Origin of the sequence: Vibrio sp. RM-69-4, from assembly GCF_024743775.1 — a bacterium.
Classification (GTDB): Bacteria; Pseudomonadota; Gammaproteobacteria; order Enterobacterales; family Vibrionaceae; genus Vibrio; species Vibrio anguillarum.
Genome location: NZ_JAMQXI010000032.1, coordinates 1 through 25002, shown reverse-complemented (window position 1 = coordinate 25002; position 25002 = coordinate 1). Strand labels below are relative to the sequence as shown.

Below are 25002 nucleotides of genomic sequence, written 5' to 3'. Positions count from 1 at the left end.
CTTCACGTTCGTGAGTGTGTTCAAAAAGAATAGAGAAAATTATGAAAATCCTCGTCACAGGCGGTGCTGGCTTTATCGGCTCAGCAGTCATTCGTCATATTATCAATAATACCTCGGATAGCGTCGTCAACCTTGATAAACTCACTTACGCAGGCAATTTAGAATCTCTTGTTGAAGTGGATTCAAGCGAACGCTATGCATTTGAACCAGTGGATATCTGCAACCGAGCAGAGCTTGATCGTGTTTTTGCTGAGCACAAACCAGATGCGGTAATGCACCTTGCAGCGGAGTCTCATGTAGACCGTTCAATCGATGGCCCTGCGGCCTTTATTGAAACCAACATCGTCGGTACTTACACACTGCTTGAAGCCACTCGGTCTTATTGGAATGAATTACCTGAAACTGATAAAGCAGTTTTTCGTTTCCACCATATCTCTACCGATGAAGTGTATGGTGATTTAGAAGGTACGGATGACTTATTCACAGAAACCACGTCGTATGAACCTTCAAGCCCATATTCAGCTTCAAAAGCATCTTCTGACCACCTAGTCCGCGCATGGTTACGCACCTATGGTTTACCAACCATAGTGACCAACTGTTCGAATAACTACGGTCCTTACCATTTCCCAGAAAAACTTATCCCACTGATGATTTTGAATGCCTTAGACGGTAAACCATTACCTGTTTATGGCAATGGTATGCAAATTCGTGATTGGTTGTTTGTCGAAGATCATGCACGTGCTTTGTACAAAGTGGTTACGGAAGGGGTTGTGGGTGAAACCTATAACATCGGTGGTCACAATGAAAAAGCAAACATTGATGTCGTAAAAACCATTTGTTCATTGCTAGAAGAGTTGGTTCCTAATAAGCCGAAAGGTGTAAATCAATATCTTGATTTGATTACCTATGTCACTGATCGCCCTGGGCATGATGTTCGCTACGCGATTGATGCAGCAAAAATTGAACGTGAGCTGGGCTGGAAGCCACAAGAAACTTTTGAATCTGGTATTCGTAAGACGCTTGAATGGTATTTAGATAACAAACAATGGTGGTCCCGCGTATTAGATGGCTCTTATACGGGTGAGCGTTTAGGTGTGTCTTCTGAGCTTGCTACAAAAACGAAAAGGTAACTAAAGAATGAAAGGTATTGTTCTTGCGGGTGGCTCCGGAACACGCTTATATCCATTGACTCGTGGCGTGTCAAAACAGCTACTGCCTATCTATGATAAGCCGATGGTGTTTTACCCAATTTCGACGTTAATGTTGGCGGGCATTAAAGATATACTGATTATCACCACACCGGAAGATAATGCAGGTTTTCAACGCCTGCTGGGTGATGGTTCTGATTTTGGTATCAATATTGAATATGCAATTCAGCCAAGCCCAGATGGCCTAGCTCAGGCCTTCATCATTGGTGAAGAGTTCATTGGCGATGACAGCGTGTGCTTGGTGCTGGGTGATAACATATTTTATGGTCAGTCTTTTTCTAAAATGTTACAAAGTGCGGCTTCAAGAGAATCTGGCGCGACGGTATTTGGCTATCAAGTGAAAGACCCGGAGCGCTTTGGTGTAGTTGAGTTTGATAAAGAGATGAAGGCTATTTCGATTGAAGAAAAGCCTGAAACGCCAAAATCTAACTATGCGGTGACGGGTTTGTATTTCTACGATAACCGAGTGGTGGAAATGGCCAAGCAAGTGAAGCCATCTCATCGTGGTGAGCTAGAAATTACCACGCTTAATGAAATGTACCTTAATGATGGCTCGCTGAATGTGGAGTTATTAGGCCGTGGTTTTGCATGGCTAGATACCGGCACGCATGAAAGTTTGCACGAAGCCTCTTCTTTTGTTCAAACGATTGAGAACGTACAGGGCTTGAAAGTCGCTTGTTTAGAAGAAATTGCGTGGCGTAATGGTTGGTTAAGTAACGAACAAGTTCTGGCACTAGCGAAACCAATGATGAAAAACGAATACGGCCAGTATTTGACCCGTTTAGTTAATGAAAACCAAAAGAAGGCAGAGGCTTAATGCGTATCTTAATTACGGGTTGCTATGGTCAAGTGGGTTCAAGTTTAACTGAACAACTCGCTAACGATGAGAATGCTGAAGTATTAGCGCTTGATAGAGAGCACCTTGATATTACTAATCAAGATGCCGTCAATGCTGCGGTTGCTGAATTTCAACCTACTATCATTATCAATGCCGCAGCTCACACAGCTGTTGATAAGGCTGAAGAGGAAGTTGAACTTTCTTACGCGATAAACCGCGACGGTCCAAATTACTTAGCACAAGCAGCACAAAGTGTTGGCGCGGCAATTTTACATATCTCGACCGATTATGTCTTTGAAGGCAATAAAATGGGGGAGTATGCAGAAACGGATGCTACAAACCCGCAAGGGGTTTACGGTAAAAGTAAGCTCGCTGGTGAAATCGCCGTTGCCGAGGCGTGTGATAAACACATTATCCTTCGTACTGCTTGGGTGTTTGGTGAAAACGGAAATAACTTCGTGAAAACCATGTTGCGTTTAGGTGCAACTCGAAATGAACTAAGTATCGTTGGAGACCAATTTGGTGGGCCTACCTATGCCGGTGATATTGCTAATACACTGATTCAAATCGCGCAGCGCATCACCAAAGGTGATGCAGTTGAGTACGGTGTTTACCATTACTCGGGTTTGCCTCACGTCAGTTGGTTTGACTTTGCTGATGCCATTTTTGATGTTGCGGTTGAACAAGGAGTTCTTGCAAATAAGCCAAGCTTAACGAGTATTACCACTGACCAATATCCAACACCAGCTAAGCGCCCAAGTAATTCTCGATTAAGTACCGAGAAAATCACTCAAGGTTTTTCTGTGAAAGCGAGTGATTGGAAGGCTGCACTAAATAATATTCAAGCGTATACGGAATAATAAAATGAAAGTAATCGATACTCGTATTCCTGATGTAAAAATCATAGAGCCAAGTGTATTTGGTGATGAGCGTGGTTTCTTTATGGAAACCTGGAATCAAAAGCAATTTGAAGAGCTAGTAACAGGAAAGCCGACTCAATTTGTGCAAGATAACCACTCTAAGTCTAAAAAAGGTATCTTACGCGGCCTGCATTACCAAACTGAAAACACCCAAGGCAAACTGGTACGTGTAGTTTCTGGTGAAGTGTTTGATGTGGCAGTCGATATTCGTAAAGGCTCCCCGACCTTTGGTCAGTGGGTTGGTGAATATCTGTCTGCTGAAAACAAATGTCAATTGTGGATACCGGAAGGTTTTGCTCATGGCTTTTATGTGACGAGTGACGAGGCGGAGTTCGTTTACAAATGTACAGATTATTATAACCCAAAGGCAGAAATATCGATTTATTGGAATGACATATCTTTGAATATCCAATGGCCTAGTACAGTCAGCCCTATTACATCGATGAAAGATACAAATGCTTTAACTTTTAAACAATTTATAAATAGAATGTAGAAATGAAAAAAATACTATATATTCATGACTTGCATTTTTACTGTCACGGTGAGACATATTATACATCATCTAATATGCCAGATGTTTATTTTGATAGATTCTTCGATGCAGCCGATTGCGAGGTCTTTATATTTAGCCGATTAATAAACTTGTCATGCAAAAGTGAATTGCCACAAGGCTATCATGAAATTGAAAACAAACGAATAAAAATATCAAACTTGTCGCCTAGTCGGTATTTAGATATGTTTTCCCCAATTAAATTGTGGAGATTAATTATTGCTTTTAAAGAGTATGATTTATTAGTTGCAAACATACCAAGTATTTTAGGGATGTTTGGCTTGCTTATTAATGATATATCAAAAACACCATACTCAGTTGAAGTTGCCGCAGATTATGACCAATTTTCATCAAAAAAATTCGGTTTTTTAATTAGTTATACAATGGATCCTTTAATGAAGTACTTTATTAAAAAAGCGAAAGGCGCGACATATGTATCTAATTATTTAAAAAAGAAATATATCTGCAAAAATAAAGTAATAGTATCTAGTAATGTAAATATTGACTTTGTGGTTAAAAATAAAGTTATTAATATTAGCAATGGCATTAAAATTACTTTTATTGGCGGTCTAAATAAAAGAAAAGGGCTAAAAACATTATTCGAGTCCGTTAAGATACTAAAAGAAAAATATAATGGTAACTTTGTGGTTAACATTATTGGTGGGCATGCGGATAGGGACTGGAACTTCATTGCAAAAGAATTAGAAATTTCAAATAATATTATATTTCATGGGCTTCTTAGTAAACATGAGATCGTGAAAATATTAGATGAAAGTGATGTTTATATTCAGCCAAGTATAACTGAAGGTATTCCTAGGGCAACTATAGAGGCCATGTCAAGAGGTCTGCCAGTAATTGCAACCAATCTTCCTGGGTTTGTTGAAATATTAGATAATGAAAACTTAGTTAGTGTAAGCTCTAAAGTAGAGCTTGCCGATAAAATGAGAGAGTTTATTAGTAATGAAGGCTTGTTAAAAAAATTAAGTGAAATAAATATCCAAAGAGCTGAAGATTTTCATTATGAAAGGTTACATGAGATTAGGTGTAATTACTATAAAAAAATAGTAGAAGAATTATGAGAAAAATTTATATATCTGTAGTTTCACATGGTCATGGAAATTTAATAAACGAAATTGATTGTTTAAGGTTTCTTAATGAAGTTTCCACTGTAGTTGTTAAAAACAACATTGAAGATAATTCTTTAATTAATTATTGCAGAGTCAATAGGATAGATTTAATCGATCATGAATATAATTTAGGGTTTGGCGAGAATAATAATGTAAATTATTTGTACTGTAGATCTATCGGTATGAGTGATAATGATCTATTCTTAGTATTAAACCCAGATGTTAAGATTGATACTGAAGAACTACTTAATTTCATAAATATTGTAGCCTCTGAAAAATTTTATCTATCAACCATCAATTTATTCCTAGACGACAAATCAAAAGAGTTTGATCAGTCAATACGCAAGTTTCCTAGTTTGATAAACTTTGTATCTTCTTTTCTTGGCTTCGGAAATGCAAGTGTCATAGATAAGTCTAATTTAAATAAAATCACAACTGTAGATTGGGCTGCGGGCTCTTTTCTTTGCTTTAGGGCTGGGTGGTATCATAGTTTAAGAGGGTTCGATGAGGGGTATTTCATGTACTGTGAAGATATAGATATATGTTACCGTTCTTCAACTTTAGGTGTGGCCCTTAACTATATTCCTTCGGTAACCGCTGTACACTTAGCTCGCCACTCGAATCGACGTATATTTAGCAAGCATTTCTATTGGCATCTGAAGAGTGCGTTAAGATTCTTGAAAGTGAAATATATTAGCAAAGGAATAAATGTGAAATCAAGGATATGAATAGTTCTTTATACCTAGAAGTCGTAAAAAAAATAAACCTGACTTATCTAATAAGCATAGTGCTGGTTCTATTAAAAACATCCGGTGGCTTTATTTTTAGCTGGTTTCTAATTAATAGTTTAGGAGATAATGATCATGTGATGCTAATGAAAGACCTATCATCTCTCATTGGCATTTCCATATTAATAAGATTTGGATCTGATGCTGTAATTCTTAAGCTGGCAACAATCTCATACAAAGAGAAGGATAGAGTAAAATTATTATATCTTTTAGCATTTTCTACAATTCTGTGTGCAGTAAGCTCAATAATTTTTTATCTTTTAGCCAGTAGTTTTTTTTCCTTTGAAACTCTGAGTGTAAAATCTGGTATTTTAATTTCTTTTAGTATCAGTTTCACGTTGTGCTTAATGTCATTCTTCAAAGCTTTCGAAAGAGTAAACTACTCATTTTTGGGTGATACTGGAATGATAATGATATTGGCGCTGCCAGTATTAGTATTTATTGAGTTAAATACCATTATTATACTTGGCTACTTATGGACTATTATTGCATTAATTTCTTTAGTTTATGTTGTTTATATCATATGTAAAGAGTGCGAAATGAAAGAACTTGATGACGTTAAAGATTTGGTTTCAAGATTTTTGTTTCCTTTACCAAGCTTGTTTATAAATAGTATACTTAATTACTTGCAACAATGGGGTGTTATTTATCTAGCTACTATCAGTTTAGATATAAGATACAGTAGTTCATTCATCTTGATAATTAGAGCTTCATATATATTCAATGCTGTACTGTCACCAATCGCCTCTTATACGATTCCTCAAGTTATAAAGAACTTCTCGGAAGGTGGTAGTACTAAAGTAAATGTTTATATAAAGAAGACTAGATTTATCTATAATTACGTTAGTCTAGTTTGTTTACTCATTGCATCCGGATTCTCGCTCTGGTCTGTTTTCCCTGACTTATTTGAGTTGAATTATATAATAGCTTTTTTGTTCTATTTGATATGTTGCTCGTTTAATATTTCATCTGGTCCCGTAAACATGTATATGGCAACGTTAGGCTATGAGAAAGAATTAATTAGGATAAGATTAGCCTTATTAATCCCCTCTATATTTGCTTTGTGTTTTTTTTATGGAAATTTATTTATTGTTACATGTGCTCTTTATATTCTTATGCAAAGAATACTTTTAGTATTTTTTCTTAAGAAGAAAAGTGGTATAGTAGCAATATAGTTTGGAGATTAATTATGAATGTTTTTGTCTGGGGTTGTTACAACCAAGGTAACTTTGGCGATGATCTTATGGGGATCATGTTTTCAAAGTTATTTCAGAATCAGGGCTGTAAAGTTCAGTGTTATAGATTATCAGAAGCTTTAAGTAAAAAGTATAATATAAAAACTACTAATTCTGTTAAAGAAGCATTAGATTGGTGCGATATAATTGTTATTGGTGGGGGGGCGTTTTTTAAGCAAGAACATGAAACTCACCCTATGATAAATAGTGATATCAGAGAATTAAGTGTAGAGCTTAAAAAACATAATAAAAAATTGTATTGTATCTCTGTCGGCTCGGACAATGTTGCCTCAAGCGAGCAATTGTTTTCCCCAAGAAGAGAAATAATGGAAAGTAGTAATTTCTCTGGCGGTAGTGTAAGAATTAAAACTGATTTGAAAAAGTTTGATTTTAAGGATGTGATATTTTTAGAAGATATTATATTGACTACGCCACTAATGCTAGAGTATTTAGACCTTAGTATTGAACATGCTAGTAATATGCTTGATAATAGAAGTGTAATAAACTTTTCAAAAAAGAACTTTTTAAAGTCATTGTTAAACATCAAGCTTTGGCCTTTACTAGCTAAATCTATTTATTTTAAGTCTCACGACTCAGATTCTGGAATTAAATCAGAAGCCCACATACCATTTATACAATTCTTTGAAAATAAAGATCCTATTCTTAGTAGTTTTGAACTTTCTAAAGCTAAAAGTGTAACATCTACCAAGTTGCATGTCGGCGTTGCTGCGTGTTCATTTGGTGTGGGTTTCAAAAGTGTTTATGGAAATGATAAAACTAAAGTATTTTTGGAACAATCGTCTGAATTATTAGATGAGAAAGATGGATATTACTCTTTTAATAACAAAGAAAAGCAAAAAGAAATTTTCAATAAATATATCGAATTAGTATCTTCGATCGTTTCTTCTAATAAGTAATAAATAATTAGGGTTTTATTTTGGTCGATTTTCTAGGATTATACTTATTTGTATCTTTCTTATTCGTTTATTTTTCAGAAAGAACCCTAGTTTCTTACTTTATACTATTTTGTGCCATTTATTCATATGTCAGTATGGTTATATTCGATTTTGGATATATAGTACCATTCGATTTAGGACAAGGCTTAGATGAGAAGTGGATAATAATGCCGATCTTTGTTTTTTCCTCCTGTGCTATTTCATTTTCTCTTGGTCAAACTTTATTATTTCGCCCATCAAAATATCAATTTAAAAATATCAATGAAAATGATTGGATTCGTAATAAATCTAATATGTTTGTGCTTTTTCCAATCCTAGCAGCTTCTCTGGTAGTCATGTCGATAGGCGTTGATAATTTATTATTTCGCTCGTCTTATGTGGTTGATGATGCAAACTTAACTTTTAGGAAGTTTGCAGATATCACAGTTTGGATTGCAATTATTGCAATTCCGTTCATTAAAAGTAAGCCATTGATGTTATTGAGTCACGTAGTACTGCTTCTAGTATTTGTAGGTTTAGGTTCGAGATCTGCAATGGTTGTTGCTCTGTCATACCCGTTGTTTAATTATTTCATTAATGGCACTAGTAAACTTATGGTGGCTTTAAATATAGTAATTGCCACAATTGTTTCTATTGCGGTTATGGGAATTCGATTCGAAGAGCATAGAGGAATAATTCCAATTTTTGAAAATATTATAAATTGGAATATTGAATTCTCAATATCATTGTTTTTAATTAACTATTTATCTTCATATTCTAGTCTATTGTTTTCTGAATATTTATATTTTCACGAGCTAAGTTATAAATATTTTTCCATGTCAATAAGCCCTTTGCCAGGTTTTATGCTAGATATCGATGGGATTGACCAATGGGCTCGATTTAGAAAAGCCATTCCGCATTCGGCTGTTTCACAGTTATATGGTCATATTGGTTTTGTTGCTACGATGTTTGTTTTTTTCTTTCATGGGTTATCCTGTGGTTTGTTGAAAGATAGGGTTATTAGAACTTTTGGTAAAAGTAGATTAATACTATCATCTTTAGTAATTATTGATCTTATATATTTGATGCCAGTAATTAGAGGCATGCAATATAATTTGAGGGGAGTGGTTAGGCTTGAATATTTGGTGTTAGCATTGACCGTGTTTTTAGTATTTGCTTTATATCTATTCAGGAAGAATACTCGTAATGATGTATAAGAAATAAATACAGTAAAATAAATACAGGACACCAGGGAAACCGCATGAAAGTCGTTGATATATAAGCGCTGCAAAGATGCGAAGATTCCGCTTTAAACCTATCACTAATCCCAACTATTGAATGTAACCACATGAAAATAAAGATCTGCTTGTAGATCATTTTCGTTGTTTTCTAATTGCTCCTAGACAATATAGGAGCCTAAATATGAGCGAGTTAACCAACCCATTTATGCACTTTCAAATCATTAAAGATTATCGACAGGAAAATAAAATAGCACACAAATTATCAGACATTATTTTGCTGACAATTTGTGGCGTCTTGTCGGGTCATGACGGTTGGGATGGCATTATTGACTTTGGCAATGCTCGCTTAGATTTCCTAAAACGATATGGTCATTTTGAGGCAGGCATTTCATCGGCAGATACTTTGTCTCGTGTGATGGGCATGATGAATCCGGCAGCGTTGCAAAGAAGCTTTATAGCTTGGATGAAGGACTGCCATACACTGACGGATGGAGAAGTCATCGCTATCGACGGTAAAACATTACGTGGCTCTTATGACCGCTCGAAGGGTAAAGGAACGATTCACATGGTGAATGCTTTTGCTACTGAAAACGGAATGAGTATCGGCCAACAGAAGGTTGATAGTAAAAGTAATGAAATTACCGCGATCCCCAAGCTACTTGACTTGCTCGAGGTAAAAGGCTGCTTGGTTACGATTGATGCAATGGGATGCCAAAAGAAAATAGAGCAAAAAATTCTCGATAAAGAAGCGGATTATTTGTTAGCAGTGAAAGGTAATCAGGGAATGCTTGAGCAAGCCTTTGATGATTATTTTCGAATGGACATGCTTCAAGACTTTGACGGCAGTTCTTACAGTACACAAGAAAAAAGTCACGGAAGAACGGAAACGAGAGTGGCTTTAGTGAACCGTGATTTGTCGGTTTTAGGTGATATTGAGCATGAATGGCCCGAGCTAAAATCAATGGGCATCGTCGCTTCGATTCGCCAAGAATCGGCTGTAGCAACAGAGCAAGATGTGAGTATTCGTTACTATATATGTTCTAAAGAATTAGAAGCCCAAACGCTGCTTGAAGCGACGCGTTCTCATTGGGGCGTAGAGGCCATGCATTGGTCCCTTGATACCGCATTTAGTGAGGACAACTCTCGTATTAGAGCCGATGATCGCGCAGAGGCTTTAGCAAGGATCAGGCAGATGTGTTTGAACCTATTAAAGAGTGAAACCACCTTTAAAGGTGGCATTAAACGCCAACGGATGAACTGCGCAATGGACGAAAACTACCTAAGTAAGGTTCTCGAAAGCCTTACCGGGCGGTGATGTTCATGCGGTTTCCATGGTTTGTGTGGTTAATATGAACACATAGTTTGTTGATACTTTCTATTCTATTACATCAAATTTTTACTTATACAGTTGGCTTATTTTATGAAAATTGCAATTGCCGGTACCGGCTATGTAGGCTTATCAAATGCGATGTTGTTATCACAGCATCATGACGTTATCGCGGTCGATATTATCGAAGAGAAAGTGAGATTACTTAATGACAGAGTATCTCCTATCGTCGATGCTGAAATTGAAGATTTCTTGGCAAATAAGCCGTTAAACTTCACCGCAACTTTAGATAAAAAAGCGGCGTATCAAGACGCGGAATTCGTGATTATCGCCACACCGACCGATTACGATGTTGAAACCAATTACTTCAATACTTCATCCGTTGAAGCGGTAATTAAAGACGTAATGGCGATTAACCCAAATGCAGTGATGGTGATCAAATCGACCGTGCCTGTCGGCTATACTGCGCGCATTAAACAAGAACTAGAGTGTGAAAACCTGATGTTCTCGCCAGAGTTCTTGCGTGAAGGCAAAGCGTTATACGACAACCTGCACCCATCTCGTATTGTGGTCGGTGAGCGATCTGAACGTGCTCAAGTCTTTGCCAACCTGTTGCTACAAGGCGCGGTAAAAAAAGACGTTGAAATCCTGTACACCGATTCAACCGAAGCCGAAGCGGTTAAGCTGTTCTCGAATACTTACTTAGCGCTGCGCGTTGCTTACTTTAACGAACTCGACACCTACGCCGAGTCACACGGGTTAGATACGCGTCAAATCATTGATGGCGTCTGCTTAGACCCTCGTATTGGTTCGCACTATAATAACCCTTCGTTTGGTTACGGCGGTTACTGCTTACCAAAAGATACCAAGCAGTTGCGTGCTAACTACTCTGATGTGCCAAACAATATTATCGGTGCGATTGTTGATTCGAATACCACACGTAAAGATTTTATTGCTGACTCGATTATTAAGCGCAACCCAACGCGTGTGGGTATTTATCGTTTAGTCATGAAGTCAGGCTCTGATAACTTTCGTGCGTCCAGTATTCAAGGCATCATGAAGCGCTTGAAGGCGAAAGGCATTGAAGTGGTGGTGTTTGAGCCTGAACTTAAAGAAAAAGAGTTCTTCCGTTCATTAGTGCTCACCGATTTTGATCAATTTAAATCAAGCTGTGATGTGATTGTCTCAAACCGCATGGCTCGAGAACTGGCGGATGTGAAAGACAAAGTGTACACGCGCGATCTATTCGGTTCAGATTAAGGAACAAAAAATGAAGTATTTAGTAACGGGCGCGGCGGGTTTTATCGGCAGTGCAGTAGCAGAGCAGCTAACGGCGAAAGGCCACACGGTGGTTGGTGTCGATAACCTCAATGACTACTACGATGTGGCGTTGAAAGAGGCGCGTTTGGCGCGCATTCAACATAACAACTTTACATTGGTTCAGTTAGACATTGCCGATCGCGATGGTGTGGCTAACTTGTTTGAAACCGAGCAGTTTGACCAAGTGATCCACTTAGCTGCGCAAGCGGGGGTTCGTTATTCTATTGAAAACCCACATGCCTACGCCGATTCGAACTTAGTTGGTCATTTGAACATTCTAGAAGGGTGTCGTCACAATAAAGTGAAGCACTTGGTGTACGCCTCTTCAAGTTCGGTTTATGGGTTGAATGCGAAAACACCATTTGCAACGTCAGATTCGGTCGATCACCCGGTTTCACTGTATGCGGCGACCAAAAAGTCGAATGAATTGATGGCGCACAGCTACTCTCACCTATACGACATTCCAACCACAGGCCTGCGTTTCTTTACGGTGTATGGTTCGTGGGGCCGCCCTGATATGGCTCCGTTTATCTTCACTAAAAAGATCCTTGATGGCGATACCATTGATATCAACAACAATGGTGATATGTGGCGTGACTTTACTCATGTAAATGACATTGTTGAGGGTGTGGTGCGTATCGCAGATGTAGTACCAACGCGTGATAACGATTGGACGGTCGAAGCGGGTTCACCAGCAACCAGCTCTGCGCCTTATGCGGTGTATAACATAGGTCACGGTTCGCCAATCAATCTGATGAATTTTGTAAAGGCGATTGAAGACGAACTCGGTATTGAAGCGAAGAAAAACTTCCGCGAGATGCAACCTGGTGACGTTTATCAAACCTATGCCGACACACAAGACTTATTTTCCGCTACGGGCTACACGCCAAAAGTATCGGTGAAAGAAGGTGTCGCTGAGTTTATTCAGTGGTACCGTGAGTTTTACAACAAGTAGAGCTCCAATAGAGTGCTTTACTGTCCAAATATAGAACCGACTTGGTTGCTATAAGTCATAGTGCCTCTATAAATAATTACACACTGATGCCTATGGTGTCTCATCTTAATCTTAGTTTTTGAGACACCTTTCTTCGGCATGAACACTTCAATATCATCCACAATATTTTATATATTCGTCAGTTAAAACTAATAAAGAAAACTACTCATGATTAAACACTGCTTATTCCCCGCAGCCGGTTATGGCACGCGCTTTTTACCTGCGACTAAATCCATGCCAAAAGAAATGATGCCTATCGTGAATAAACCACTTATTGAATACGGTGTAGACGAGGCGATTCAAGCTGGCATGACTAGCATGGCTGTTGTTACTGGCCGTGGTAAAAGCTCATTAATGGATCACTTTGATAAGAACTACGAACTTGAGCATCAAATTCAAGATACTAACAAAGAGCCTTTACTTGATGATATTCGTTCTCTGATTGATTCGGCTCAGTATACGTTTATTCGCCAACGCGAAATGAAAGGGTTAGGGCATGCTATTTTAACAGGCAAAGAACTGGTAGGTGATAACCCATTTGCTGTAGTTCTGGCTGATGACCTTTGCATTAATGATGACAAAGGCGTGTTAGCACAAATGGCCGCTTTGTATCGCCAGTTCCGTTGCTCTATTGTCGCGGTAGAAGAAGTACCAGAATCTGAAACGCACAAGTACGGCGTGATTGCCGGTGAGCACTTAAGTGATGACCTGATTCGCATTACCGATATGGTTGAAAAGCCCGAGCAAGGTACTGCACCAAGTAATCTTGCGATTATCGGGCGTTATATATTAACACCAGATATTTTCGATATTCTAGAACAAACACAGCCGGGTAAAGGCGGTGAAATCCAAATTACAGATGCGCTTTTACAACAAGCCCAAAATGGTTGTGTGATCGCGTATAAGTTTAAAGGTAAGCGTTTTGATTGTGGAAGCGTCGATGGTTACATCGAAGCGACAAACTATTGTTATAAAAACGTCTACTTGAAAGGCAATAAAGCCGAAATTGATAAAACAGCAACCGAAAAAGTGTAGCGCAACCAAATTCGAGGAATCGAGATTAAAATACAGAACAACCATGTATTTGTTCCCATGTATTTGTTTGACATGCCCATGTCTTTGACACGGATAATGGTTCAGATTCTGAGACCTGCATCTTCAAGTTAAACAGGTATAAAAAATCCCCAAGCCGAAGTTTGGGGATCGTGATGTAGGGAACTAAGTTGTCGAGTGCGCTACTGAGCTACCTTTTCGAGTACACGCATCAGCATTTTTATACGTGGCTCGATAGACTCAAGCAATAAGTACTCTTGATCGCTATGGAAGCCAGCACCAATAGGGCCAAAACCATCAAGCGTAGGAATACCCAGAATAGCGGTATTATTAGCATCTGAGCCACCGCCGACTTCTTTCCAGTTGATGTCGATAGACAGCTCATTTGCCGCTTCTTCCACCAATGACATTAAGCGCTCTGTTTGTGAACTTGGAACCATAGAAGGTTTGTAAGCTTCACGAACCAACATGATGCTAACGCCATCAACAAATGGTGTTTCTACTAAACCGTTCAACTTAGTATCCACTTCATCGTACTTATTGTTATGCCAAAAACGCACATCCACAATCGCTTCTGCATGTTCAGGGACGATGTTTGCACCGTTACCGCCAGACACAATACCGACGTTCAACGTGGTACCAGATTCAAAGTTTGTCATCGCATTGACTGCCAGAATCCAATTCGCCATCTCAGTGATTGCGCTGCGACCATTTTCTGGCTCGTTGCCAGCGTGTGCCGCCACGCCGTTAAACGTGATTTTGTAACGCGCCATGCCTTTGCGCGCTTTGACTAAACCGCCGTCTGCGCGTGCTGCTTCTGCCACCAATACGTGCTTTGCGTTCTTCGCAACAGATTGAATCCAGTCGACCGAATCTAACGATCCGGTTTCTTCGTCTGGGTTCATACAGATACAAATCGACAGTTTATCTAACACTGCTTGGTCGAGGTTACGCAGCGCGTACACAATATTCAGCAAGCCAGATTTCATGTCCGAGACACCGGGGCCGTAGGCTTTTTCAGCATCTTGAGACATAGGACGTAACTCAGCGGTACCGACAGGGAACACGGTATCCATGTGACCAATCAGCATTACGTCAATTTGCTCAGCTTCGGGCTTGTTTCGAACTTCAAGACCGATGCCCGCGCCGCCACAGTCGATGCGTTTTACGCTCCAACCTGGCATCGCTTGGTACTTCCCTTCAAATTGAGAAGCGATGAACTCAATGCCATCAGTGGTGTACGTGCCACAATCGACATTAATGAGAGGACGAAGTTCTTCGAGATATCCATTGAGAGAAAACTGCATGATAGCCCCTTAAACAAACAAGTTCATGACGAGCATTGCGCCAAATGCGTTCAATACGGAAATCGCAATCATGATTGGGATGTAACGACCTTCAGTACCGATTGGCCCCATAATACGACCCATGTACTGAACCTGTGAGCCCATTAGGTAAATGGCAGGTGCAAGAATCGCGATGTGTGTGCCATTCAAGATGCCTTGGTCAAACAATGTGATAACCACGCCAACTGCGCCGCCCATCGACATCCAAGCACCAATCAGCACTGCTGCCGCTTCACCTGGCAAACCAAACACCGCCATTACTGGAGAAAATACCGAGCCCATCAAATCCAGGGTGCCAGTAATCTGCAACGCTTTAATGATGACAAACGCCATAAGAACGTTAGGTACGGTTGATGTTGTCGCAATAACCCAGCCTTTTTTAGCGCCTTCAACGAAGATATCCGTGACCATCGGCTTACTTATTTTTACGTCACTCATTACGCCGTCTCCTCTTTTAAGTTCTCAGATTTGTTTTGCTCTTGCTTGTCTTCTTTACCTTCTGTGATGTTTAGGTAGAGACGGAATAAGTTCGCACCCACGATTTTAAACAAGAACATCACCACAACCGCTAAACCAATAGAAGACGTTACGGCAAGAGAGCCATCCGCCATCGTCAGCGTAAACAGCACCGCACCTGAGGAGAAAAAGTTAACAATGGTGGCACCAGCGGTGAACTGGAACATAGTGAACACATCGGTTTCGCGTTTGGTGAGGTGACCTTCATCTTTAAGCTGACGAGTCATCGCCGCGCCCGCGTCGGTACTTTGCAGCGAAGCGATAAGAGCCAAGCCAGCGTTTCCCGGAATGTCCATCATTGGGCGAAGAAGTGGCGTTAGTAGTTTGCGTGCCGCTTCTAGTGCGCCATAGTGCTCAAGTACATTGATCATACCCAGTGCGAACATAACGGTAGGAATCAAAGTCAGTGCAAAAATGAAACCGTCACGAGCACCGCTACCACCAGTACCACGAAGCGACGTTGTTGCCACTTGTACACCGTCAGCCGTTTCGGTGACACCATAAGCCACCTTGCCGAAAGATCCATTCAACGTGGTGAAATCAAATACGCCATACCATTCGTTCGATTGCATGAGGCCAGAAAAGAACACGACCGCAAACGCCAGTGCAACGTAGCACCCCAGCGTAACCTTGCGCTCGGTTTGAACAGGGTTTTTCATAACATTACCTACACATGTGGGACAGGACACATATGTTCACCTGAATAATGTGCTAGGGATATGATCAAAATCAATCCGCCTGCCGAACATTCTGGCGACTCAGTTATGAAGTTTTGTTTTATGATTTCAATCACATTTGAAAGAAAATAAAAATTTGTGCTAGCAATTAGGTATATTCATCTATGCCGATACCCTGCGACTTCTTTATCAATCCGACAAATGATATCAATCCGACAAATGATTTCGTCGGATCTTGCACTGCGCGGTCTACATCGTGATAATTATTGGCACTGTGCAGATGTTTATGCGGCCGGAATGTTACCGACCTTGCAATAAAAAGGCCTATTCGATATAGGCCTTTTTTATTATCTTTTTTTCAACGTGAATTGCTTTCAACGAGAATGAGCTAAGAGCTACCTCTTTTGTAATTTGCTCAGTATTTCATCACTTAATGCTACTTTGAGTTTCAAAGACTTTTTCTGGCATGCCACGCAATTTTCTGAAATAAGTCGTAATGCGCCAAACGTAGTTCAGTAGTGTGCTGTAAATGCAAAAACAAACAATAAACGAGAAGAACATAATGCTTTCAGGCCACTGATTTGCTTCACCATAAATACCAAATGCAGCAAATAGAGAGGCAAATGAACAAATAACACACAAGGTTTGGCGAGAAGTTAAGCCTAAACGCTGGAAAATATGGTGTAAATGTTCTCTATCTGGTTTGAACGGAGAGGATCCACGGCGAATTCTTCTGATCATAATTGCGGCCATATCCATTAATGGAATGGCAATTAACCATAAACCTGTAACGGGGCGCATTAAGGGTTTGGCGGTTGTTTGGCTTACACCTAATAATAACCAGATAACCGTGAAGCCAATTAGCATGCTTCCCGCATCACCCATAAAAACTTTGCGCTTTCTGCCGAATATTCCTAAGTTCATAAAAATATAAGGAACCATCGCCACTGTGATCACTAAGCATAAGTACGCAAGGCCATGCTGGCTATCGACATGCAGCAAAATGGCTAAGCCGCCGAATGTGACCACGGATAACCCGCCTAATAAACCATCAATTCCATCCACCATATTAAAGGCATTAATAGCCCCAATTACGGCAACGACAGTCAAAGCGATACCAAAATAACCAAGGTGAATGGTGCCAGTGCCCAATATATTCCCTAGATTATCGAGAGAAATACCCGTCTGGTGTATCATGAGTAGCGATAATAACGCTTGAATAATCATGCGAGTTTTAACACTTAAATCGAATCGATCATCCAATGCGCCGACTATGGTAAGCACTAATATCGAAAGAAGGTAAAGGTTACTGTGGGGCATGATGTCTTGCCTAAACAGAAAATACTGTAGTAAAACAATACAGATCGAGAGCCCACCAACCAGTGGCACTAGCCCTTCATGCTGTTTGCGAGCATTAGGTTTATCAACCAGTCCTACTTTTTTCGCCACTTTTCTCATGACAAAAAGCGTAGTGAAGGACGAGAAGAAAATAAATGATAGTTCTATCGCCATTATTTAGCCAACTTATAAATTATGAATAGCTAATGTAGAGAGAGCGACATCAGTATTCTATTTTGTTTAATGTAATGGTGCTTTTTATACTTATTTTTTGCGTGAAAATTCGATAATCACAATTTAAATGTGCTTATTAGGTTCTTATTGTTTGTATTGTCACTTGGTGACGTTTTTTATGCGGCCTATATCTAGTTTGCTTTTAGGTCACAATTGGCTGTTATTGTTGTTTTATAAGGATAATCCTAAATATCGATATGCTTATTGATAATCAAAACATTAAAATAACCTTATTTAAAAGGTTTTCATGATTTGAAAGTCAATTGATTGGTGCATTTTATCACTATTTTTCTTAATTTCTTGAAAGAAGATTCCTACGATGTAGGGTTTTTCTTATGCCGGACGGCATTATAGACGATCTTTTTAATTGATGTCATGCGCATTAATATTTTTTATTGTTTTTACCAGAATATTTCATCAAGGGGTTTGTGTTTATTTGATTAAAAAACAATCTCTAATAATAGTATTGTAATTTGTTTTGTTTTTATTTAACGGTTGCGTCGTGTTTTTAGTTTGACTTAAAAATATTATGTCGAAATATTCACCACTTTATGTTGTTTATTTAACCTAAAAATATGCGAGCAAACATAAATTCAGGAGAAGAATATGGATATTATTCACCACGGTGGAAAAGAGACCGTCACGGGCTCTTGTCATGAGCTGAGGCTCGGGAAGAAAGGGGTTTTGGTTGATTGCGACTTATTCCAAGGGCGTGATAGCCGACCAATGGCGATTGATTTTCCATTAACTCATCTGCAGGCGTTGTTGTTAACTCACTCGCATATTGATCACATCGGCCGTATACCTTGGTTATTAGCGGCTGGTTTTCATCAGCCTATTTATTGCACACCTGCTACCGCAGAATTACTCCCATTAATGTTAGAAGATGGGTTAAAGCTTCAACTTGGCTTAGGGCAAACACAGCGTACAAGAATATTAGAAAGGCTCAATAAACAAATAAAGCCGGTGAATTATGGTGTGTGGCAGCGTATTTCTCGTGATTTAGACAATACTTATTTTCGCTTTACGCCTGCGGGCCATATTTTAGGGTCAGCGTTTATTGAAGTGAAACTGCCAAATAATGAAATTGTACTGTTTTCAGGGGATTTAGGCCCCAGCAACACACCGTTATTGCCAGACCCAGTCTCTCCGCCTCGCGCCGATTATCTGCTGATTGAATCAACCTACGCGAACAAAACCCACGACAATGTGCAGCTGCGGGCGCAGCGCTTAAAGGACATCATCAACCGTTCTTTGCAAGACGGTGGCACCATTTTAATTCCAGCATTCAGTGTGGGCCGAACACAAGAGCTGTTGTTTGATATTGAACAATTGATCTTCAGCGGTGAAATCGATGGCAATATTCCGATTATTTTAGATTCACCCATGGCGCAACAGGTGACGAAATCTTACCGAAAGTTTAAAAAATTGTGGGGAAAAGAGGCGAAAAAGCGTTTGGATGCACAAAGGCATCCGCTTGCGTTTGAACAGTGTATTACCGTTCAAGATTATCGAAGCCATCAAGCATTGGTCAACCGTTTAGCCTCAACAGGGGAAGCGGCGATTGTGGTGGCAGCGTCTGGCATGTGTGAAGGTGGCCGAGTGATGGCCTATTTAAAAGCGCTGTTGCCTGATAAAAGAACCGATGTGATCTTTGCGGGCTTCCAAGCTCAAGGCACTCTGGGCCGAGCAATTGCGCAAGGCGATCACTCGGTGATGATCGATGGTGACGACGTACTTGTGAATGCACAGGTTCACAGTATGTCGGGCTATTCTGCCCATGCCGACCAAGCCGATTTGTTGCGCTTTATTGAGGGCATTGCGACTAAGCCTAAGCAAATTCATTTGATTCATGGAGAGCCCACCACAAAGCAAGCTTTTGCGGTTACGTTGCGCAGTTTAGGTTATGAGGTGATAGATTGAGCGCAATGTTTTGCCGTGTTAATTGCATTGTTAATAGCAGTAACTTACTTTTAATAGGTGTAAAAGATTTGTATCCATTAGCAACTAAACGATAACGCTTTGTGGCTTAGATTGTGGCTTGGACTTTTTGTCGGTTAATTACGACGCGGTGTGAGTGCAAAGTGTACATGTGTAGTGGGCGATTCTTACAAACAAAACCTAATCTATTTCACCAATGGGGGTGAGTTGTGAATCTATCGTTAAAAGGTAAGTTGATAATGACAAGTTTGCTTGTTGTTATTGTGATGGCGGTGGTGTTGACGCTACTGTCGGCAAATTTATTGAAAGATGAAACGGAGAGTGGCATCAAGGAAAGGGTGCATGGTATCTCGAAATCGGCAACGAGTTCGATTACCCAGTGGCTGGATGTTCGTAGCAAAGTTATTAGCGCGGTGATCCCTCACACGATGAAGGAAGATTCACTGCCTTTTTTGCAGCAAGCTCAGCAAGGCGCACAGTTTGATTTACTCTATTTCGGCACTGAGCAAGGCACCATGCACCGTTCTATCCCGTCTCGAGGCGCAAATAACGCAAGCTATGATCCTCGGACAAGAGGATGGTATCAAGAAGCGAAAAATAGCTCTGGCCCGATACTGACGGCCGCTTATGCTGATGCGATCACGGGTGCTTTGATGGTGACGCTCGCTGAGCCGATTAAGAAAAACGGACAGTTTTGGGGCGTTATCGGTGCCGATGTGTTGATTGATCAACTGATTAAAGATGTCATTGCGATTGATGCAGGAGCAAAATCAAATGCTATGCTGGTCAACCGTGATACGGGGTTAATTATTGCCCACCGCAATAAAGATTTAATTCTCAAACCGTTAGCTTCTTATAGCCCTAACCTAACGCAGCAAGTCATCGACCGCTCAATGACTGAGAATAAAATACAAACCGTGATGGTTGGTGATGTCGAAAAATTATTATTCTTTACCGCCGTTCCTTCGACGGACTGGGTGCTCGGCATTGAGCTCGATAAAGAGGTTGAGTACACCAATATCGGCGCGCTCTTTATGCAGTTAACCTCGATATCAGTCGCCATTACAATTTTGGTCGTGATCGTGTTTTCGGCATTGGTTGGGTTCTTACTGCGTGACTTGGGCCGAGTTTCCCAAGCATTAGCGGAAATTGCAGATGGTGATGCTGACCTTACGCAGCGCATTGAACCACGTTATCAAGATGAAGTAGGCGCACTGGCGAATAACTTTAATCAGTTCGTCGGTAATATGCACGGCATGATCAAGCGTTTCCATGAAGTGTCCCAAGGGTTAACACTGCAAGCAGAAAACACCGCAGCGCAAGCCCATGAGCGTACCCGACGCATTATGGTGCAACAAGATGAAATCAACATGGTGGCCACTGCGATTAACGAAATGGCAGCCGCCACGCAAGAGATTGCAGGCAATGCAGATAATACAGCGGCCACGTCTTTGGATACGGTGAAAATTTCTAACCACGGCGTTGAGCAGGTGAAAAATACTCAACAGTCGATCAGTGAGTTGTCGAAAGAGATGACGGTAGCCAAAGAAGTCATTGAGAACTTGAACCAGCACGCACAAAACATTAATACGATCTTGTCAGCGATTCAGGGCATTGCTGAGCAAACCAACTTACTGGCACTGAATGCGGCGATTGAAGCGGCAAGGGCGGGTGAGCAAGGGCGTGGATTCGCGGTGGTAGCGGATGAAGTTCGGGTACTCAGCCAACGGACGCACAGTTCGACGCAAGAGATTCAACAGACGATTGAAACCTTGCAGAAAACTACGACTCAGGCCGTGAACATCATGACTGAGAGTAGCAAGCTTTCCGAAAGTAGCGTGGAAGATGCCAACGTGGCCGCGCAAAGCTTAGTGAAAATTGGTGAAGCGGTCGGCACGATCAGCGATATGGCAACCCAAATTGCAACCGCTGCAGAAGAACAGGCGTCAGTCACAGAGGAAATTACTCGTAATACCCAAGGTATACGCGACGTGTCTGATGAACTGGCAAAAGAAGCGCAAGAAGCTTCCCAACAAGCTGAATTGCTTTCTAGCTTATCTAAAGAGCTTCAACAAGAAATTAACCGCTTTAAACTGTAACCCTTCTCGATCACTTTACGATTAAACCTCCCCCATTAGGGGGAGGAAATTCAGGCAATATCATGTTTACCTTGCGAGTGCTTGAAAGTCACTCCCAGTTGGCGCTTGCGACACGCGTAGTCCGAAGTCAGGAAGTACGGCATAAATGTGGTCAAAAATATCGGACTGAATACCTTCATATTCGACCCACACGACCGTATTGGTGAAACAATAGATCTCCAGCGCGACGCCATCGTGCGTGGGGGCCAGTTGGCGTACCATTAATGTCATGCCTTGGTGAATTTGGGGATGGTTACGCAAGTAACGTTCTAGATAGGCACGAAAACTGCCAATGTTGGTTAAGCGGCGGCCATTGATGCGGCAGGCTAAATCGAGTTGGCTCATCTGATTATAGGCGTTGAGCTCTTGTTCTTTCTCGGCCAAGTAGGGCTCTAAAAGTTGTGCTTTGCGTAGGTAGCTTTGCTCTTCTGGCGTCAGAAAGTGAATGCTATTGGCATCAATTAATACGCTGCGTTTAATGCGTCGACCGCCTGATTCTTGCATCCCTTTCCAGTTTTTAAACGAATCAGAGATCAAGGCATAAGTCGGAATCGTGGTGATGGTTTTATCCCAGTTTTGCACTTTGACTGTGGTCAGGCTAATGTCGATGACGTTACCGTCTGCGCCATATTTGGGCATTTCGAGCCAGTCACCGACGCTTAGCATTTGGTTCGCTGAAAGCTGAATTCCCGCCACTAATCCTAAAATCGGGTCTTTAAATACCAGCATGATGACCGCGGTCATCGCACCTAAACCGCTCAGCAGTAGCACTGGTGATTTGCCAATTAAAATCGACGTCGCGAACAGTGCGGCGATAACAAACGCGATGATTTTGATGCTTTGAATAATGCCTTTGAGCGGAATATTACGGCTAGTTGCGCTGCGATAAAGTAGCGTTTCCACCACGTTGAGCAGGGCGTAACTGCTTAACAGGCCAAAGAGAATAATCCACAGTAAGGTCAATGTATGCAGCAGTTCGTAAGTCGCACTGGCGTGGCTAAGCCATAACTGAGTTTGGATTGAAATGACAATCCCTTGAATTAACAAGGCAAAGCGGCTGAAAAGCTTTTTGCTAAACAGAATGTTTTGTAAAACTTGTGCGTTGGTTGTACGCCGCTGTAACCATAGGCTCACCCCTCGGTGCAACACTAAATGGATAACGATAGAAATAAGCGCGATAAGCCCAAGTGCTTCAGCAATCGGCAGCAGTTGTTCTAAATTAATGTTCAGTGATTGTAGCCACGAAGTGATGGCTGAAGGCATGATTTGCTCCTTGTGTCATTAGGCGATACCGTTCCTGTTTTACCGCATTAACCCGTGTTCGATGCGGCAGTATATTCTCGACAGCAATGGCAAGTGGTTTGCGTCTCTATAGTAACATTGAGTTAAGGTTTCCCTAGGCTTAGTGACGATTATTAACCGCTATTTGACCTAATAGCCTTTTTCAAAATCAATTCTGTTTTCAAGTTGGAACCCATCGCGCCACAAGCCGTAATTACGGGTGAAAATCTCCACCACTTGTTCAGGAAAACTCACCGCCGCGATGTGCGGGGTAAGGCTAATGGCAGGGTGCGTCCAGAACGGGTGATCTTCGCTTAATGGCTCTTTTTCAAATACATCGAGGTAGGCGTGTTGAATGTGCCCCTCTTCAATCAGTGCAATCAAATCACTCTCAACAAGGTTTTTACCGCGCCCGACATTAAACAGCAATGCATTGTGGCAATGGCTCAACGTACTTTGATTGAGCAAGCCTTTGGTGTGCGGCGTGTTGGGTAACGTACTGACCACAACCTCCGCGTGGGCGAGGGCAGTAGCAAGCTCGTTAATGTGATAGGTTTTATCAAAACCCCCGTTTTTGGCTGGGATGCCAGTGCGGTTGACGCCAATCACGTGCAAACCAAAGGCTTTGGCTACTTTCGCTAAATGGCTGCCAATCGAGCCTGTGCCGAGGATCACCATGGTTTTATCATTAATCGATTGATAAGGGTGGGTCTGCCACTGTTTGGCCGCTTGTTGCTGTGCGTAGCAAGCAAAGTGGCGAAAGTGTGCAATCAGGTTGCCCAGAACGTATTCAGCAATTTGCTGGCCGAAGATGCCTTTAACGTTGGTGAGCTCATAATCTTGACGAAGTTGCGTCGACATTAAGGTGTCGACGCCTGCATATTCCGAGTGCAACCATTCTAGTTGCGGAAAATCGTCCAAATACTTTGCTGCCAGTGGTGGCGCGGCCAGCAAAATGGTTGCTTCGCTGCGATCGTCAGTGATGGCTAAGCCGCTCAACTGCGCCTGTTCAATCGCTTGTCGATAAATATCGTTGTGTTCGGTCAGAATATAGAGTTTATGAGTGAAATTGTTCATCGGCTTTGCTTTTTTCCCTGTTGGTTATCAAGTACACTTCCGCTGTCTTTTTCTGCTGCGATTGAGTGATTATGCTACAAAACCCTCTGCAGGTTCGTCTTGAGAAATTTGAACCTTGGCAACAAATTACTTTTATGGCGTGTTTGTGTGAACGTATGTACCCGAACTATGCCATGTTTTGCGACAATACTGAATTTGCTCACACGCGAGTATATCGAGATATTCTCGACAGTGTTTGGGAATTGCTCACGGTAAAAAGTGCCAAAATCAATTTCGAGAACCAATTGGAGAAGTTGGAAGAGATCATTCCAAGCTCAGAAGATTTTGATGTTTACGCTGTGTACCCAGCAATTGATGCGTGTGTGGCTTTGTCTCACCTACTTCACGGCCTGCTTGATCGCGATTATCTGTATGAAAACATGCAAAAAATCAGTCAGGTGTCGGTGCTGACAGTGGCGCAGTTAGAAGAAGCGCAAACGGGCGAAGAGATCACCAACGACAATCAAAAACAAAATGAAGCGGTCTGCGCTGAATGGGATGTGCAGTGGGCTATTTTCCGCCCTCTGCGTGAAGCCGTAGAGCGAGATATTGATTTGATTAAAGACCTACGCCAAGAGCTACGCGACGAAGGCGTGAGCAACATTGGCGTGAGTTTGTAGTACACCCCCTCCTAACCTCCCCCTAGAAGGGGGAGGGACTAAAAGCGCTCTCGTCTACCTTGAAGGGGAGAGACTAAAAGCATGTTCGTTTTGGGTGCTGAAATGTGCTGATTTCAGTGATCGCTTTTAAATTCCGTACACCCCCTCCTAACCTCCCCCCTAAAAGGGTGAGGGACTAAAAGCGTTCGTTTCGGTGCCGAAAGGTGCTGATTACAGTGATCGCTTTTAAATTCCCTCCCCTTTGAGGGGAGGGTTAGGG

The 25002-nt window shown here is 41.3% G+C and carries 22 protein-coding genes; 16 read left to right on the top strand and 6 right to left on the bottom strand.

The features are described from left to right. The first annotated feature begins 41 nt into the window (after nt 1-41). From rffG to galU, 13 genes are all read left to right on the top strand, one after another. Nucleotides 42-1130 carry a dTDP-glucose 4,6-dehydratase gene (rffG, locus tag NB504_RS03570; protein ID WP_258428297.1) on the top strand — a complete coding sequence of 363 codons (1089 nt, stop codon included), beginning with the start codon at nt 42-44 and terminating at the stop codon, nt 1128-1130. A gap of 7 nt (nt 1131-1137) precedes the next feature. Next, nucleotides 1138-2025, top strand: coding sequence for a glucose-1-phosphate thymidylyltransferase RfbA (gene rfbA / locus NB504_RS03565; RefSeq protein ID WP_258428296.1), 888 nt, complete (start codon nt 1138-1140; stop codon nt 2023-2025). Next, complete coding sequence (gene rfbD / locus NB504_RS03560; RefSeq protein WP_258428295.1) at nt 2025-2906, top strand: dTDP-4-dehydrorhamnose reductase; 882 nt, start codon at nt 2025-2027, stop codon at nt 2904-2906. Before rfbA ends, rfbD begins: the two co-directional genes overlap by 1 nt. Before the next feature lie 4 nt (nt 2907-2910). Beyond that, on the top strand, nt 2911-3459 hold the full coding sequence (gene rfbC / locus NB504_RS03555; RefSeq protein WP_258428294.1) for a dTDP-4-dehydrorhamnose 3,5-epimerase: 549 nt from the start codon (nt 2911-2913) through the stop codon (nt 3457-3459). 2 nt (nt 3460-3461) lie between these two features. Next, the gene (locus tag NB504_RS03550; RefSeq protein ID WP_258428293.1) at nt 3462-4595 is read left to right on the top strand and encodes a glycosyltransferase family 4 protein; all 1134 of its coding nucleotides are present in this window, start codon (nt 3462-3464) and stop codon (nt 4593-4595) included. Next, on the top strand, nt 4592-5371 hold the full coding sequence (locus tag NB504_RS03545; RefSeq protein ID WP_258428292.1) for a glycosyltransferase family 2 protein: 780 nt from the start codon (nt 4592-4594) through the stop codon (nt 5369-5371). Before NB504_RS03550 ends, NB504_RS03545 begins: the two co-directional genes overlap by 4 nt. Next, nucleotides 5368-6606: a hypothetical protein gene (locus tag NB504_RS03540; protein ID WP_258428291.1), complete on the top strand. Its 1239-nt coding sequence runs from the start codon at nt 5368-5370 to the stop codon at nt 6604-6606. The genes NB504_RS03545 and NB504_RS03540 overlap by 4 nt, the downstream gene beginning before the upstream one ends. A 14-nt stretch (nt 6607-6620) precedes the next feature. Then, a complete protein-coding gene (locus NB504_RS03535; RefSeq protein WP_258428290.1) occupies nt 6621-7583 on the top strand; it encodes a hypothetical protein in 963 nt (320 codons plus the stop codon). A gap of 134 nt (nt 7584-7717) precedes the next feature. Then, entirely contained in the window at nt 7718-8818 is a 1101-nt protein-coding gene (locus NB504_RS03530; RefSeq protein WP_258428289.1) for a hypothetical protein, read from the top strand. Between the two features lie 205 nt (nt 8819-9023). Then, a complete protein-coding gene (locus NB504_RS03525; RefSeq protein ID WP_258428288.1) occupies nt 9024-10157 on the top strand; it encodes an ISAs1-like element IS1358A family transposase in 1134 nt (377 codons plus the stop codon). A 105-nt stretch (nt 10158-10262) separates the two neighbouring features. Next, the gene (locus tag NB504_RS03520; protein ID WP_258428287.1) at nt 10263-11429 is read left to right on the top strand and encodes a nucleotide sugar dehydrogenase; all 1167 of its coding nucleotides are present in this window, start codon (nt 10263-10265) and stop codon (nt 11427-11429) included. A gap of 10 nt (nt 11430-11439) precedes the next feature. Beyond that, nucleotides 11440-12444 carry an NAD-dependent epimerase gene (locus tag NB504_RS03515; RefSeq protein ID WP_258428286.1) on the top strand — a complete coding sequence of 335 codons (1005 nt, stop codon included), beginning with the start codon at nt 11440-11442 and terminating at the stop codon, nt 12442-12444. Between the two features lie 207 nt (nt 12445-12651). Continuing rightward, nucleotides 12652-13518, top strand: a complete 867-nt coding sequence (gene galU, locus NB504_RS03510; protein WP_258428285.1) for a UTP--glucose-1-phosphate uridylyltransferase GalU — start codon at nt 12652-12654, stop codon at nt 13516-13518. Between the two features lie 200 nt (nt 13519-13718). Here the strand turns inward: galU and NB504_RS03505 are convergent, their stop codons facing one another. The 4 genes from NB504_RS03505 to wecA all read right to left on the bottom strand — a co-directional run bounded on the left by NB504_RS03505 (nt 13719) and on the right by wecA (nt 17587). Next, nucleotides 13719-14843 (bottom strand): M20 family metallopeptidase, encoded by a 1125-nt coding sequence (locus NB504_RS03505; RefSeq protein WP_258428284.1) that lies wholly within the window; start codon nt 14841-14843, stop codon nt 13719-13721. 9 nt (nt 14844-14852) lie between these two features. Then, nucleotides 14853-15320, bottom strand: coding sequence for a YjiG family protein (locus NB504_RS03500; RefSeq protein WP_094500643.1), 468 nt, complete (start codon nt 15318-15320; stop codon nt 14853-14855). Then, nucleotides 15320-16057 (bottom strand): nucleoside recognition domain-containing protein, encoded by a 738-nt coding sequence (locus NB504_RS03495; protein WP_258428283.1) that lies wholly within the window; start codon nt 16055-16057, stop codon nt 15320-15322. Before NB504_RS03495 ends, NB504_RS03500 begins: the two co-directional genes overlap by 1 nt. Before the next feature lie 444 nt (nt 16058-16501). Further along, entirely contained in the window at nt 16502-17587 is a 1086-nt protein-coding gene (gene wecA / locus NB504_RS03490) for a UDP-N-acetylglucosamine--undecaprenyl-phosphate N-acetylglucosaminephosphotransferase (RefSeq protein WP_258428282.1), read from the bottom strand. A gap of 666 nt (nt 17588-18253) precedes the next feature. Here wecA and NB504_RS03485 point away from each other — a divergent pair. Both NB504_RS03485 and NB504_RS03480 read left to right on the top strand, forming a co-directional pair. Next, a complete protein-coding gene (locus NB504_RS03485; protein ID WP_258428281.1) occupies nt 18254-19570 on the top strand; it encodes an MBL fold metallo-hydrolase RNA specificity domain-containing protein in 1317 nt (438 codons plus the stop codon). Between the two features lie 227 nt (nt 19571-19797). After that, entirely contained in the window at nt 19798-21687 is a 1890-nt protein-coding gene (locus NB504_RS03480) for a methyl-accepting chemotaxis protein (RefSeq protein WP_258428280.1), read from the top strand. A gap of 66 nt (nt 21688-21753) precedes the next feature. Here NB504_RS03480 and NB504_RS03475 read toward each other — a convergent pair whose 3' ends face one another. Together NB504_RS03475 and NB504_RS03470 are read right to left on the bottom strand one after the other, a co-directional pair. Then, complete coding sequence (locus NB504_RS03475; RefSeq protein ID WP_013855795.1) at nt 21754-22989, bottom strand: mechanosensitive ion channel family protein; 1236 nt, start codon at nt 22987-22989, stop codon at nt 21754-21756. 168 nt (nt 22990-23157) lie between these two features. Next, nucleotides 23158-24084, bottom strand: a complete 927-nt coding sequence (locus NB504_RS03470) for a D-2-hydroxyacid dehydrogenase (RefSeq protein WP_258428279.1) — start codon at nt 24082-24084, stop codon at nt 23158-23160. 71 nt (nt 24085-24155) lie between these two features. On the opposite strand from NB504_RS03470, the gene NB504_RS03465 reads away from it, so the two are divergent. Continuing rightward, nucleotides 24156-24743, top strand: coding sequence for a YjaG family protein (locus NB504_RS03465; protein ID WP_026028258.1), 588 nt, complete (start codon nt 24156-24158; stop codon nt 24741-24743). The last annotated feature ends 259 nt before the right edge of the window (nt 24744-25002 follow it).